Origin of the sequence: Thalassococcus halodurans (assembly GCF_900108225.1) — a bacterium.
GTDB lineage: Bacteria > Pseudomonadota > Alphaproteobacteria > Rhodobacterales > Rhodobacteraceae > Thalassococcus > Thalassococcus halodurans.
Genome location: NZ_FNUZ01000002.1, coordinates 237,348 through 250,388 on the forward strand (window position 1 = coordinate 237,348; position 13,041 = coordinate 250,388).

The 13,041-nt window shown below is 58.0% G+C and carries 11 protein-coding genes; 3 read left to right on the forward strand and 8 right to left on the reverse strand.

The genetic code is table 11. From position 1 onward, the window contains the following. Positions 1–17: 17 nt before the first annotated feature. The 6 genes from C4S59_RS06155 to C4S59_RS06180 all read right to left on the reverse strand — a co-directional run bounded on the left by C4S59_RS06155 (position 18) and on the right by C4S59_RS06180 (position 8,000). Positions 18–950 carry a dihydroneopterin aldolase gene (locus C4S59_RS06155; RefSeq protein ID WP_103909610.1) on the reverse strand — a complete coding sequence of 311 codons (933 nt, stop codon included), beginning with the start codon at positions 948–950 and terminating at the stop codon, positions 18–20. Positions 951–1,053: 103 nt separating this feature from the next. Beyond that, a complete protein-coding gene (locus C4S59_RS06160) occupies positions 1,054–1,542 on the reverse strand; it encodes a cell wall hydrolase (RefSeq protein ID WP_407703045.1) in 489 nt (162 codons plus the stop codon). A 296-nt stretch (positions 1,543–1,838) separates the two neighbouring features. Further along, positions 1,839–4,394: a putative PEP-binding protein gene (locus C4S59_RS06165; protein WP_103909611.1), complete on the reverse strand. Its 2,556-nt coding sequence runs from the start codon at positions 4,392–4,394 to the stop codon at positions 1,839–1,841. A gap of 83 nt (positions 4,395–4,477) precedes the next feature. Continuing rightward, positions 4,478–6,532 carry a glycine--tRNA ligase subunit beta gene (glyS, locus tag C4S59_RS06170; RefSeq protein ID WP_103909612.1) on the reverse strand — a complete coding sequence of 685 codons (2,055 nt, stop codon included), beginning with the start codon at positions 6,530–6,532 and terminating at the stop codon, positions 4,478–4,480. Beyond that, on the reverse strand, positions 6,532–7,068 hold the full coding sequence (locus C4S59_RS06175) for a DUF6446 family protein (RefSeq protein WP_200813174.1): 537 nt from the start codon (positions 7,066–7,068) through the stop codon (positions 6,532–6,534). Before C4S59_RS06175 ends, glyS begins: the two co-directional genes overlap by 1 nt. Then, positions 7,065–8,000 carry a glycine--tRNA ligase subunit alpha gene (locus C4S59_RS06180; protein WP_103909614.1) on the reverse strand — a complete coding sequence of 312 codons (936 nt, stop codon included), beginning with the start codon at positions 7,998–8,000 and terminating at the stop codon, positions 7,065–7,067. Before C4S59_RS06180 ends, C4S59_RS06175 begins: the two co-directional genes overlap by 4 nt. Positions 8,001–8,154: 154 nt before the next feature. Between C4S59_RS06180 and C4S59_RS06185 the strand changes: the two genes are divergently transcribed. Next, positions 8,155–9,927, forward strand: coding sequence for a serine protease (locus C4S59_RS06185; RefSeq protein ID WP_103909615.1), 1,773 nt, complete (start codon positions 8,155–8,157; stop codon positions 9,925–9,927). Between the two features lie 5 nt (positions 9,928–9,932). Here C4S59_RS06185 and C4S59_RS06190 read toward each other — a convergent pair whose 3' ends face one another. Together C4S59_RS06190 and ilvC are read right to left on the reverse strand one after the other, a co-directional pair. Further along, positions 9,933–10,850 (reverse strand): DMT family transporter, encoded by a 918-nt coding sequence (locus C4S59_RS06190; protein ID WP_234994698.1) that lies wholly within the window; start codon positions 10,848–10,850, stop codon positions 9,933–9,935. A gap of 128 nt (positions 10,851–10,978) precedes the next feature. Next, positions 10,979–12,001 carry a ketol-acid reductoisomerase gene (ilvC, locus tag C4S59_RS06195; RefSeq protein ID WP_103909616.1) on the reverse strand — a complete coding sequence of 341 codons (1,023 nt, stop codon included), beginning with the start codon at positions 11,999–12,001 and terminating at the stop codon, positions 10,979–10,981. A 131-nt stretch (positions 12,002–12,132) separates the two neighbouring features. Here ilvC and C4S59_RS06200 point away from each other — a divergent pair, with 131 nt between their 5' ends. Together C4S59_RS06200 and C4S59_RS06205 are read left to right on the forward strand one after the other, a co-directional pair. Further along, a complete protein-coding gene (locus C4S59_RS06200; RefSeq protein WP_103909617.1) occupies positions 12,133–12,588 on the forward strand; it encodes an Lrp/AsnC family transcriptional regulator in 456 nt (151 codons plus the stop codon). After that, positions 12,585–13,040: an Lrp/AsnC family transcriptional regulator gene (locus tag C4S59_RS06205; protein WP_103909618.1), complete on the forward strand. Its 456-nt coding sequence runs from the start codon at positions 12,585–12,587 to the stop codon at positions 13,038–13,040. Before C4S59_RS06200 ends, C4S59_RS06205 begins: the two co-directional genes overlap by 4 nt. Position 13,041: the final 1 nt, after the last annotated feature.

Consider the following 13,041-nt stretch of genomic DNA (forward strand, 5'->3'; position numbering starts at 1 on the left):
GCCATTTACGCAAGACTTCAGATAACGCTATCGCCCAATGCGACATGTCTGAGCGGCACTGAAGCCTGTTCTGGCGGTGTTTCGCCGATCACGACCAATTCGACCGCAGTCATTTCACCGGCAAACCAAGCCGCCAGCGCGACCGAGTCTCGTGGCTGCGATTGTGGGCCTTGCGTGGCATCCAGCACGATCTTGGACGGTGCCCAGACGCAAATCTGGCCGTTCTTCATCGCCCAATCCAGTTCAGTCCGTGTCGCCACCACTTTGCAGCGATCATCCCGCGCGGCGAGAACCCAACCGTTTTGTTCAATCGCCAAAAGGTCGATCCGGCGCTGCACCATTTTGTGCGGAGATTGCGGGCGGGGGGCCGGAATATCCGGTGCACCCACGCAGAAAATCAACGGGGCTTTACGGGACTGCAATTCGTCCAGCCAACCTGTCAGGCGCGGGTCTGCAATCGCTTCATTGCTCAGGTAAACGACACGCGGGTGAGGGCGCTCTTGCGCGACTTCGCCAAGGCGTTCGCCCAATTCCTTGCGCGAACGCACGATTTCGACGCCCAAAGCCCCCGGACCGCGATCCAGCTTTTCGATCCGTACAAACACGCGTAACGCTTGTGGTTCCAGAAGGATGCGTTCGGCAACACGCTCGGCCAGCGTTTCCAGCAGGTTCAGACGTTCCGCGGCCAGTTCTGCTGCGATGGCTTCGGTCACGCGGTCGTAGGACAGAATACGATCCACATCGTCATCCAGCGGGCCGGTGAAGGGCGTCACCTCAACCACAACATTGAAACAGATGCGCTGTGTCGTGCCGCGTTCCGCCTGAAAGGCACCGATTTCAACCTCGACGATATGATCGCGCAGGGAAATGCGGTCGCGCGGGTCATCGCCGGAGGTGGCAATGGCGCGTTCCGAGGGGTGCGAAAAGGCAAGACGGATTTCAGACGCCATGGTTTTTCCCGATCCGGTAATTGTCAGGGCCCCTGAATAACAAGAGCCCTGCGTTCATAGCCATAGCAACAGCGCCGTTTGGCAGCAAAAAGCGACCTATGTCTTAGTTTTGCGAAACGCGTACAGGCTGGCGGTAGAAGACATGCACGCCAATCTTTGCTGTCTTGGGGAAGACACGCGCCCAACGGGGGCTGACTGCAGTTGTGTGGTAGTGCGTTGCCCCATCGGTCAGGTTGCGCGGCGCACCGGACAGCATCAGTTTTGCAACCTTGCCCACACGACGATACGCGGCGGGTTCGGAAATGGTTTCCGGAATGCCGTCGCACGTGAAGGTGAACTGGCAAGCATACTTGCGGCCAGTGCCCTGATGGATCACGCCGCAGACCGAGTCAGGATAGCGGGCGCTGTCCACACGGTTCATGATGACCTCGGCCACAGCAAACTGGCCTTTGACCGTTTCACCGCGTGCTTCGAAATAAAGCGCCTCGGCCAGACACTGCCATTCTTTACCACCGGACGCGGTAGGTTGCGACGACAACCAATCTGCATCGTATTTGATAGAAGTGCTTGCGATGGCGGGTGCTTTTACCATACGCTTAAGATGATCTTCGGCAGCGGAATTCAGGTTGCGTTGCTCTTGCCGCATCAGTTCGCCCAGCTTTGAGGCGTTCAGTTCGGCGTGCAGGGGCGTCGCGGTTAACAGGGCCAAAGCGATACATGTAAGTGTGCGCTTCATGTTGCTTTCCTCGTACAATCACATCAAACGCCCTTCTGGGCATCCGCGCCGTTTAGAGAAAAAAGCGCTCGGCGTCCACCTACCCGAAAACACAGGTTTGTAATCCCAACGCTCGGCGGCTGGTTTTGGCCTACATATATGGGCTGATCAGCTTAACTGGTCGCTATCTTGAGGCGAATGGCCTCTTGGGCTGCGGCTAAACGTGCCACCGGTACCCGGAAGGGTGAACAGCTGACATAGTTGAATCCAAGGCCCCGACAGAAGGCGATTGATTCGGGGTTGCCACCATGTTCGCCACAAATCGACATCACCACATCGGGATTGGCAGCACGGGCGCGTTCGAAACCCACTGTCAGCAATTCGCCCACGCCGTCCACATCCAGAATATGGAACGGGTCTTCTTTATAGACGGACTGGTTGACATAGGCCGACATGAAGCGGCCCGCATCGTCGCGCGACAGGCCGTAGGTCATCTGTGTTAGGTCGTTGGTCCCGAAGCTCAGGAAATCGACGCTGCTTGCGATCTTGTCGGCCATCAGGCAGGCGCGGGGCGTTTCGACCATCACGCCAAGCCGGTAATCAAAGTCGCGACCATGTTCATTTCGAACTGCCGCGGCTACCGCATCAATGCGCGTTCGCACGATTTCCACCTCGCGCGGGGCCGAAACCAGCGGGATCATGATTTCCGGTACGACAGGATCGCCTTCTTTGCTGGCGGTCAGGGTGGCCTCGAAAATCGCACGCACCTGCATTTCGTAGATTTCAGGTACGGTCAGCCCCAAGCGCACGCCACGAAGACCCAGCATCGGATTGTGTTCTTCCATGCTTTGAACGCGTCGGGTGACGTCGGAAACGGGCAGGTCCAGCGCCTCGGCCAGATCGCGCAGACCTGCGCGGTCTGAGGGCAGGAATTCGTGCAGGGGCGGATCGAACAGGCGGATACACACGGGCTGGCCGTGCATGATGCGGAACAATTCGGTGAAGTCCGCGATCTGCATCGGCAGCAACTGATCCAGTGCAGCACGGCGGTCTTCCGGTGCATCGGCGAAGATCATTTCCTGCATCACGGTCAAACGACCCGGATCAAAGAACATATGCTCGGTCCGGCACAGGCCAATCCCGTGCGCATTAAAGCCTCGTGCAATGGCGGCGTCGGCAGGGGTGTCCGCGTTGGCGCGGATATCGATTTCACCTTCGGCGTCAGCCCAATCCATCAGCGTCTGGAAGCTATCATCCAGCCGTGCCTCAAGCATTTCAGGCGCACCCGAAAGAACCTCTCCGTTGGTGCCGTCGACGGTGATGATGTCGCCTTCTTGGAAAACACGGCCATCGCGGGCGATGATTTGGGCGCGCTTCGGATGGATACGGATACAGGCTGCGCCCACAACGCTGGGCAGGCCCAAACCACGGCCAATCACCGCAGCGTGGCTGGTCATGCCGCCCCGTTCGGTCAGAACGGCGACCGAGGCGTGCATGCCGCGCACATCCTCGGGCGAGGTTTCGCGGCGGACGAGGATACATGGCTCACCACGCGCGGCGCTTGCCTGCGCATCAGCGGCGGAAAATACGATCCGTCCGGTCGCAGCGCCGGGACTGGCGGCGATGCCGTTGGCGATTACGTCGCGCACGGCGTCCGGATCGACCTGACGGTGCAACAATTCCACAAGCGCACGGGGTTCGACCCGCATCAGCGCCTCTTGCCGCGTGATGATGCCGTCTTCGACCAAGCGCACGACAATCCGAACGTTCCCGCGTGCGCTCCGATCCACGCGGACGCCGTCCAGAATATGGACGCGACCGTTTTCAATGGTGAATTCGATCTGCATCTCGGCGCGCAGGCGCCGACGCATCAGTGCGGCGTGTTCTTTCAGTTCTTCAAAGGCTTGCGGTGCCAAGTCCTGCAAGGACGGCCCACGGTCATCTTGTTCCAGAAATAGCGATTTGGCACCAGCGGCCAGCGCCTCGCGGCCTTGGCTTTGGCTTAGATAGCGGCCCGTGATCTGTGGAAGGCCCGTATCTGAATTGACCAGCTGTAATACACCAGACCCGCATTCGCCGTGGCCCAGACCCAGCGCCATTTCCTGCACTACAAGGCCAAGGCCTGCATCTACTGGTGCGCCTTTTGCTTGGCGAAGCAATCGCGCCGAAGTGCCTTCCCAAGCGCGCGCCATCGACCGCAGAACCTCGGCCAGTTGCACGGCGGGTGACTGTGGAAAGGGCTCTTCTGCCTCCTCTTCATAGGCCATCAACGCGTCGGACAGACCTTGCTGACCTTGCGCGTCAATCTCTTCGAACACATCGGGATCAAGGCGCGCGACGTGGATTGCGTATGTCTGAACAAAGCGTTGGTAGATCGATGCGGCGGCCTCGGCGCCAAGCTTGTCGGACAGTTCCACGAAGCTGGCGTCATTCATGCCCACATTCAGGATCGCACCGGGGCCACCCCAGTCAGGATCCTGCGAAGAGGGCCGCACACAGAGCAGGGCAACGGGCTGAAACTGCGACAAAAGCTGATCAAGGTCCGGCATTTCGCCGTTGGCGATGTCGTGGACGGTGCCAAAAGAAAGGGCAACGGTGCGCGGCACCGGCAAGTCCAAACGAACCAGTCTTTGCAAACACTTAGCACGCCCGCCGTGGGTGGACGGCTGGATCGGCGCGGTGGGTGTTACAAGCGTAACAAAGGGTTCGTCTGGATTGAATTTCTGCACTGCAGCACCTTTTGACTGAGTGCAGAATACAAAGGACGCGCCGCGTGACAAGAAATCTTTACAAACGGCGCGTCTTTATCTGTTCAGCCTTCAAGCTGGGTCAGGTCTGCAACCTGCAAACAGATGCTGCGGATGCTGGACAGCATGTTCAGACGGTTGCGGCGCAAGATGTCGCTGTCGGCATTGACCTGCACGGCCTCAAAGAAACCATCGACCGCACCACGCATGGTGGCCATGGCCTGCATGGCGGCAGCGAAGTCTTCGCGCTCCATCGCAGGTTTGATCTGTTCCTCAGCCGCGTCAAAAGCCGCAAACAGCGCTTTTTCTTCGGGCGTGTCGGCAAATTTGGGATCAGCGCCAAAGCTGTATTCAACGCCGTCTTTCTCTTCTGCCTGCGTCAGAATGTTGTTCGCACGCTTGAAGCCCTGAACCATGTTTTCACCGTCTTCGGTTTTCAGAACGTCGGAGAGGGCGCGGGCGCGTTTGACCAGCAGGGTGATGTCGTCGTTGCCGGGCATTGCAAGGCAAGCGTCGATCACGTCATGGCGGATGCCATCGTCACGCAGGAAAACCTTCAGGCGATCATGGAAGAAGGACAGCAGATCAGTGGACCATTCCGCATCGCCAAAGACCTCGGACAGTGACATGCGGATGTCGTTGGTCAGAAGCAGGCGGATGACACCAAGGGCCGCACGACGCAGGGCGAAGGGGTCTTTGGACCCTGTGGGCTTTTCGTCGATGGCCCAGAAGCCGGTCAGAACATCCAACTTATCGGCCAGCGCGACAGTCACAGAAACGGGCGCTGTGGGTACATCATCGGACGGACCCAGAGGCGAGTAGTGTTCTTCGCAGGCATTGGCGATCTCAGCGGGCAGGCCGGCAGCCTCGCTATAGTAGCGACCCATAAGTCCTTGAAGTTCAGGGAATTCAAAGACCATCTCAGACGACAGGTCTGCCTTAACCACTAGCGCGGCCTTGGCCGACAGGTCGGCATCTGCACCGACGGAGGGCGCGATCTTGCGCGCCAGTTCCGCGATGCGGTCGATCCGGTCTTTCTGGCTGCCCAGTTTGTTGTGGAAGGTCACATTAGACAGCTTTGCGGTCCATGCCTCAAGGCCTTCGGATTTCGCGACGCGCAGGTCGTTTTCCCAGAAGAATTTGGCATCAGCCAGACGGGCAGACAAAACCTTAAGGTTACCGGCCAGAATGGTCGCGCCATTATCCGATGTTTCGCGGTTGGCCACGGTGATGAAACGTTCGATCCGGCCATTCGACGGATTTTTCACCGAGAAGAATTTCTGATGTTCTTTCATCGAGGTTTGCAGAACCTCGGGCGGCAGCGACAGATATTCGTCCGCAATCGCGCCCATCAACGTCACAGGCCATTCGACCAGACCTGCGTTTTCTGCCAGAAGACCGCGATCTTCGACGACCTCAAGGCCATTCGCGAAAGCGGCATTTGTGGCGTCGTTCCAGATCATTTCCGCGCGTTCTTCGGGATTGATCAGAACATAGGCGCGTTTCAGCTTGGTTGTGTAGTCGTCAAAGGACGACACAGTGAACGCATCGGGTGCCATGAAACGATGGCCTTCGGTGACGTTCGACGCCTGAATGCCGTCTACGTCCAGCGGAACAACAGTTGCTTCGCCTGCGTCGTCGGTCAGGATACACAGAATGCGGTGCAGGGGGCGGACCCAGCGCAGCGAACCGGTGCCCCAACGCATGGATTTGGGCCACGGGAAGGTGCGAATGGTTTTCTCAAGAACCTCTGCCACGATCTCGGCCGCAGGACGGCCCTGTTTCTCGATGATCGCGTACAGGATCGTGCCCTTTTTCTCTTCCCGCTCGATCAAATCCTCGCGGGAAACACCTGCACCGCGCAGGAAGCCTTCGATGGCCTTCTCGGGCGCGTCGGCGCGGGGGCCTTTGCGTTCTTCACGCACATCGGGGCTTTTGTCCAACAGGCCTTCGATCGTCAGGGTCAGACGACGGGGCGTAGCAAACGCACCTGCGTGGGCATAGGTCAGGCCAGCTTCGACCAGACCGTCGGTCACCATCTTTTTCAGGTCTTCGCTGGCGCGGGCTTGCATGCGCGCAGGAATTTCTTCTGAAAACAGTTCGATAAGCAGATCGGACATCATGTGTCTCCGTCGTTCAGGTTCCGCACAGGGCAATCTTCGCCCAAGGGGGAACCGTCATAAGTTTTGTCGCCGCAGTCGTTCACTTCGTGCCAGACAAAGCCGCGGCCATCGTCGGCCACAGCAACAACGCGGTCGATGCCGAATTCCATGTTGCGTTCCCCAAGAAAGACGACCGCGCGACCCTGATCGATCAGCGTGCCGATTTCTTCCGCGTCAAAGCATTCAAACCAGCCGGGCGCCACGCGAGGGGCGCCACCGTCATAGATTTCATATGTCTCGGTCAGCGTCGCAACGCTGGTCGGGGTCGTGAAACACGCGCGATAGCGAATAGGGGAGCTGTCGGCGTCAATGGCTTGAAAATCCTCATAAAGGATCGTTTCCGGCATGGACGTTCCGACCGGTGTCATCTGTACGTCGTCAACGCCAGATGCGGTGACTTCCGTGTAGTATCCATAGACTTGGAAGTAGTACATGGCACCACCGGCAGCGAGGGCAGACAGCACGATCATGGCGGCTAGAACCTTTCCCATCATTCTGCTGCAACCCATCCGCCCGCAGACGTCTGCACGAACGCATCAGCACAGGCTTTGGCAAGTGCACGGACGCGACCGATATAGGCCTGACGTTCGGTGACCGAAATCACGCCCCGCGCGTCCAGCAGATTGAACAGGTGGCTGGCCTTGATGCACTGGTCATAGGCAGGTTGCGCCATGACGATGCGGCGGCCTGTTTTCGGATCATCCGCAGGCTGTTCCAGAATGCGGGCGCATTCGGCTTCGGCATCTTCAAAGTGCTTCAGCAGCGTATCGGTGTCGGCCACGTCAAAGTTCCAGCGCGCGTATTGCGCCTCGGCTTCACGGAACACATCGCCATATGTCAGCGGAATGGGGGATGCCGGGTCGTTGAACGGCATTTCGTTGCCGTCATCATATCCCAGAACATACATCGCAAGGCGTTCCAGACCGTATGTCAGTTCGCCCGAAACGGGGTGGCAGTCGTGGCCGCCAACCTGTTGGAAATAGGTGAACTGCGACACTTCCATGCCATCACACCAGACTTCCCAGCCCAGTCCCCAAGCGCCCAGTGTCGGGCTTTCCCAGTCGTCCTCGACAAAACGGATATCGTGCACGTCCATGTTGATCCCGATCGCTTCGAGCGATCCAAGATACAAGTCTTGCAAGTTCGGCGGCGACGGTTTGATGATCACCTGATACTGGTAGTAGTGCTGCCAGCGGTTCGGGCTGTCACCATAGCGGCCATCTGTAGGGCGGCGGGACGGCTGCACATAGGCTGCTGTCCAGTGGGTCGAGCCAAGCGCGCGCAGTGTTGTCGCAGGGTGGAACGTGCCAGCGCCCACTTCCATATCGTAGGGCTGCAAGACTGCGCAGCCTTTCTCAGCCCAGTAGTTCTGGAGCCGCAGGATGATTTCCTGAAAGCTTTTGGGTTTTTCCGTTGAATTCGCCATGGTTCACCCTTCCGATCTTCGAGCGCCTGCTTATGGTGACACAGTCCAGTGGTCAATCTTCGCTTCACCATTATTTCACGTGCAGGCGCCTACGGATTTGGTAAACAGGGCCGATAGAAAAAGAAATGACCGACTACGAGGGATTGCTGCAGGTATGAAGCGAACATTATTGATGCTTTCGACGGCGCTGTATTTGACTGCCGGTACTGCATGGGCGCAGGACGCCTCTTACATTCAGATCGAAGCCCAGCCTTCATTGAAACGTGCAGAGGATCGCTTGCGCGATTACGCATCCTATCTGGCGGATGTAAACGGTTTTGCCCTTGGTGGCGGTTGGTACGGCATTGCGCTTGGGCCTTATACTGCAGATGACGCGGCAGCGCGGTTGCGCAGGCTTCGGGCAGACGGGCAGGTGCCCCGTGACAGCTATATCGAAGAGGGCGATCAATACGGTCAGCAGTTCTGGCCGATCGGGGCGACAGGCGCTGCAACACAAGAGCCGGTCGCCGCAGAAGAACCGACTGCTGAAACCGCAGAAACCCCAGTTGTCGAAACAACGCCCGAAGTGGTCGCAGAACCAGCACCCGAACCGGTGATTGAAGAGCCGGACGAAACACCCCGTCAGGCCCGCGCGTCCGAGGCTGAACTGACGCGCGAAGAGCGCGCAGACCTGCAAATCGCACTTCAGTGGGCGGGTTTCTACAACGGGGCAATCGACGCGGCGTTCGGACGTGGCACACGGAGTTCGATGGCGGCGTGGCAAGAGGCCAATAACTTCGAAGTGACGGGCGTTCTGACGACGCGCCAGCGCGCCGAGTTGAAGCGCCAGTACAATGCTGTGCTTGATGGTCTTGGTATGGGCCTTGTGACAGATGCGCGGGCCGGTATCGCGATAGATATGCCGACAGCCAAGGTCGCGTTTGAAAAGTATGAATCGCCCTTCGCCCACTACTCTGCGACCGATAATCTGGGCGCGCGTGTTCTTTTGATCTCGCAGCCTGGCGACCGTGACACGTTGTTTGGACTTTACGAGATCATGCAAACGCTCGAGATCGTGCCACTAGATGGTCCGCGTGAACGCAAACGTGACGGTTTTGTTCTGGTCGGCGAAAACAGCAAGATTGTCAGCCACACAGAGGTGTCGTTGGAAGACGGCAACATCAAGGGATTTACCCTGATCTGGCCCGCCAATGACGAAGAACGCCGCACGCGTGTTCTGGCGATGATGCAGTCCAGCTTTACGGTGTCGAATGCCGTTCTTGATCCAGCGGCAACATCTGGTGACGGGCAGGGCGTTGACCTACTGTCCGGTCTTCGTATTCGGACACCGCGCATGTCGGTGTCGGGTTTCTATGTGGATGGACAGGGCCATGTTCTGACAGCAAGCAATGCGGTTCAGAACTGCGGCCGCATTACACTTGATGAAACAACCGAGGCAGACATCCTTGCGCAGGATGAAACCTTGGGTGTCGCGCTTCTGACGCCGAAATCATCGCTCGCGCCGCGTATGTTTGCTGAATTCCGCACAGATGATCCGCGCATTCAAAGCGAAGTGGCCGTTGCCGGCTATTCGTACGGTGGCGTTCTGAGTGGTCCGACGATGACCTTTGGCACGCTGGAAGATGTCAAAGGTCTGTCTGGTGAAGACACACTGAAACGTCTGGCGCTGGCGTCTTTGCCGGGTGATGCAGGCGGCCCTGTTGTTGATGCTGGTGGTGCTGTTGTCGGCATGATGCTGCCCCGCGACACAGGTGCGCGCAGCCTTCCGGATGAGGTTAGCTTTGCAGCCAAAGCATCGGCGATTGAAACGCTGTTGCAGCAATCGGGTGTCCGGTTCAACAGCACATCAGGTGGCGGCGTCATCGCGCCCGAAGATCTGACAGAGGCAACAACAGCTATGACCGTTCTGGTCAGCTGCTGGGACTAAACGGATTAGGGGTTGGTTTTCCCAAAAAGGCGTCGAAGGGCGCCATATTGGCTAAGGCCGACCCCTGCCAAAATTAACAGCAACGCCCAGATTAGGGTGCTGTGCCAAGGTTCGTTCAGCACAATAACGCTAAGAAGGACCGACCAAACGGGAACCTGATAGTTGGTCAGGCTCATAAACACCGGACCTGCGCTGCGGATCACCAGAACCCGCAACAGGTTTGCGCCCGCCGTTGGTAACAGCCCAAGAACGGCCAGATAGAACAGTGTTTTGTCGTCAGGCAGGGGCGGTGCGCCCTCGGTGGCCCAAGCAAAGGGCACAACGATCACCATCCCGAAAGCCAAAGTGACCGCTGAAAGGCCGATTGGATCGACTGGCGGCAGTTTGCGCATGGTGACAGAGCTGATGGCGTAGCAGGCCGCAGCTGTCAGGCACCCCAGTCGTCCCCATGTCTCAAACGCGGCACCGGTGGATTGAAAGAACTGCCCGCCGATCAGGATGAAAACGCCCACAAAGCCGATCAGGAATCCCAACGTGCGGCGCACGGTCATTCGTTCACCCGGCACGAAGAAATGCGCCAAGGGCAGGACCATCAAGGCGACGGCTGCCATGGATACACCGGCAAAGGCGCTGGTGACTTGGGTTTGGCTCCAGCTCAGTAGGATGAACGGAATAGCAGAGCTAAGCGCCCCGATCAGAGCCAGTACCGCCCAAGGCCGGTCGGGGCCGAGAAACAGTTTGCCGCCCGCAAATCTCCAGATCGCGAATGTCAGCGCTGACGCAAAGGTAATTCGATAAGCCGCCAACCAACTTGGGGTAATCCCCGGCAACGCCAGCTCGATGACGAAAAATGTCGATCCCCAGACCACGCCCAAAGCGGCAACCATGATCCATGACATGGCAGTGATCTGTGGCTGGGACATTGTGGGACTCCGAAATGGGGGCGTTGATCTGGCCTAGGGTCAGCTGGCGGTCTTGTCCATATGGTCAAAAAGAAAACGCGCCGCTGCATAAATGCGCGGCGCGTTCCCTGTCATGTTCTGGTCAGAACTTAGTTCTTCGACTTGTCGACCATCTTGCCTGCTGAAATCCACGGCATCATGCCACGCAGTTTCTCGCCTGTGGCTTCGATCTGGTGTTCGTCGTTGTGGCGACGGGATGCTTTGATTGTCGGCTGGCCAACAGCATTTTCCAGCATGAAGTCGCGAACGAACTTGCCTTCCTGAATGTCTGTCAGAACCGCTTTCATCGCCTTCTTTGTCTGCTCGTAAGGCAGGATGCGCGGGCCTGTGACGTACTGACCGTATTCGGCTGTGTTCGAGATCGAGTAGTCCATGTTCGCGATGCCGCCTTCGTAGATCAGGTCAACGATCAGCTTCACTTCGTGCAGACACTCGAAATAGGCCATTTCAGGCGCATAGCCTGCTTCGACTAGAGTTTCGAAACCGCAACGGATCAGTTCAACCAGACCACCGCAGAGAACGGCCTGTTCGCCGAACAGGTCTGTTTCACACTCTTCGCGGAAGTTGGTTTCGATGATGCCCGAGCGACCGCCACCGATGGCCGAGCAGTAAGACAGGCCGATTTCCAGCGCTTTGCCGGATGCATCGTTATTTACAGCAACCAGGCAGGGCACGCCGCCGCCTTTGGTGTATTCGCCACGAACGGTGTGGCCCGGGCCTTTGGGGGCCATCATGATGACGTCAACGCCGGGCTTCGGCTCGATCAGGCCGAAATGTACGTTCAGGCCGTGTGCGAACGCGATTGCCGCGCCTTCGCGCAGGTTGTCGTGAACGTATTTCTTGTATGTTTCTGCCTGCAGTTCGTCGGGCATTGTGAACATGATCAGGTCACACCATGCGGCCGCTTCCGCGATACCCATGACTTTCAGGCCTTCGCCTTCGGCTTTCTTCGCCGAGGGGGAGCCTTCGCGCAGAGCAACAACAACGTTTTTCGCGCCGGAGTCACGCAGGTTCAGTGCGTGTGCGTGGCCTTGGGAACCGTAGCCAAGGATGGCAACGTTCATGTCTTTGATCAGGTTAATGTCGCAATCGCGGTCGTAATATACGCGCATCGATTCTTCCTTCCAGGTTATGTTCTGGCGACACCATAGAGATGGCAAAAGCGAAATAGCTTGCGTTTTTCCGGTAATTTTCTCATTTGGTGAAAAAATAATTCTCCAAACTTCGGTATGTGTGTAAATCTATGCTTGATGATACTGACAGACGCATTCTTCGCCAGTATCAGGCCGATCCTGATCTGAAGGGGCAGGAACTGGCCGAACGGGCAGGGGTGACGGCGGCGACATTGACCCGTCGCTTGGAGCGTTTGCGCGCCTCTGGCATCCTGAAAGGCGCTCAGGCGGTGATCGACTGGCAGGCGCTTGGCTATGCGGTCGAGGTGTCTTTGCGCGTCACCTTGGATAAATCCCGCCCCCAGGCGTTTGAGGAATTCACCGCCGCCGCTCGTAAGGTGCCTGAGGTTGTCGAAATCCAGACCTTCCTTGGTCAGGTCGACGTGCGCCTTTCGGTGATTGCGCGCGATCTAGGCCATTATCAGCAGCTGTACCGCGAAAAGATCTTGGCGCTTCCACACATGACCGATGTCGAGGCGCTGATGCACATTGCGCGCATCAAGTATGACGAAAGGCTGCCGCTGTGATCGAAATTGATGACACAGACCGCGCCTTACTCAAGGCCTTGTCGGATGACGCGGATGCCAGCGCTGGCGCTTTGGGCGCCAAGCTTGGGTTGTCCCAACCGGCCACATGGCGCCGGATCAAACGCCTGAAAGAAGCGGGGGCCATTTCCGGCACGCGGGTTCAGCTGGATGCGCAGGCTTTGGGGTTTGGCGTAACCGTCTTTCTGGGCGTCAAATTGGGCACAAAAGGGCAGGCGAGCCTTGGCGATTTCGAACGTGCCGTCAGCGCGATCCCCGAGGTTCAAACGGTCGAGCACGTTCTTGGTGCCTATGACTACCGGCTCCGCGTTGTTGCCCGTGACCTGTCCGACTTCGAGCGCGTCCTCCGTCGCCGGATCATGCTGCTGCCCGGTGTGGCCAGTCTGGATGCCAACGTTCTTTTGTCCGAAGAACGACTTTCCGGTCCGCTCTAGG

What these genes read in the sequence shown, in the direction of transcription:
- C4S59_RS06185 (WP_103909615.1), top strand. Translation starts at nt 8,155, where the DNA reads ATGAAGCGAACATTATTGATGCTTTCGACGGCGCTGTATTTGACTGCC.
- C4S59_RS06190 (WP_234994698.1), bottom strand. Translation starts at nt 10,850, where the DNA reads ATGTCCCAGCCACAGATCACTGCCATGTCATGGATCATGGTTGCCGCT.
- glyS (WP_103909612.1), bottom strand. Translation starts at nt 6,532, where the DNA reads ATGTCCGATCTGCTTATCGAACTGTTTTCAGAAGAAATTCCTGCGCGC.
- C4S59_RS06155 (WP_103909610.1), bottom strand. Translation starts at nt 950, where the DNA reads ATGGCGTCTGAAATCCGTCTTGCCTTTTCGCACCCCTCGGAACGCGCC.
- C4S59_RS06200 (WP_103909617.1), top strand. Translation starts at nt 12,133, where the DNA reads ATGCTTGATGATACTGACAGACGCATTCTTCGCCAGTATCAGGCCGAT.
- C4S59_RS06180 (WP_103909614.1), bottom strand. Translation starts at nt 8,000, where the DNA reads ATGGCGAATTCAACGGAAAAACCCAAAAGCTTTCAGGAAATCATCCTG.
- C4S59_RS06175 (WP_200813174.1), bottom strand. Translation starts at nt 7,068, where the DNA reads ATGATGGGAAAGGTTCTAGCCGCCATGATCGTGCTGTCTGCCCTCGCT.
- ilvC (WP_103909616.1), bottom strand. Translation starts at nt 12,001, where the DNA reads ATGCGCGTATATTACGACCGCGATTGCGACATTAACCTGATCAAAGAC.
- C4S59_RS06160 (WP_407703045.1), bottom strand. Translation starts at nt 1,542, where the DNA reads ATGGTAAAAGCACCCGCCATCGCAAGCACTTCTATCAAATACGATGCA.